Origin of the sequence: Anaerococcus sp. HMSC068A02, from assembly GCF_001811125.1 — a bacterium.
Classification (GTDB): Bacteria; Bacillota; Clostridia; order Tissierellales; family Peptoniphilaceae; genus Anaerococcus; species Anaerococcus vaginalis_C.
Window position 1 is genome coordinate 1 of record NZ_KV803763.1, and the last position, 536, is coordinate 536.

General features: G+C 41.4%; 1 protein-coding gene. It reads right to left on the reverse strand.

Features of this window, described 5'->3' with window-relative positions; translation table 11 throughout:
* Positions 1-536: EF-Tu C-terminal domain-related protein (locus tag HMPREF2782_RS06295; protein WP_261668729.1), on the reverse strand; the 536-nt coding region annotated here is incomplete at both ends.

Genomic DNA, 536 nt, shown 5'->3' on the forward strand with positions numbered 1-536 from the left:
GATGCAACTGTTCTTCCACCTTCTCTTACTGCGAATCTTAATCCTTCTTCTAGAGCGATTGGTTTTTGTAATTTGATTTTGAATGTTGCGTTGTCTCCTGGCATTACCATTTCTGTTCCTTCTTCTAGTTGGATGTCTCCTGTTACGTCTGTTGTTCTGAAGAAGAATTGTGGTCTATAGCCTGAGAAGAATGGGGTATGTCTTCCGCCTTCTTCTTTTGTTAGTACGTATACTTGTCCTTCGAATTCTGTGTGTGGGTGTACTGAGCCTGGTGCTGCTATTACTTGTCCTCTTTGGATTTCGTTTCTTTGTACTCCTCTTAGTAGTAATGCACAGTTGTCTCCTGATTCTGTTGTTTCTAGGGATTTGTGGAACATTTCGATTCCTGTTACTACTACTTCTCTTGTTTTGTCTGTTAGCCCTACGATTTCTACTGTTCCGCCTAGTTTTAGGGTTCCTCTTTCTACTCTTCCTGTTGCTACTGTTCCTCTTCCTGAGATTGTCATTACGTCTTCTACTGGCATTAGGAATGGTTG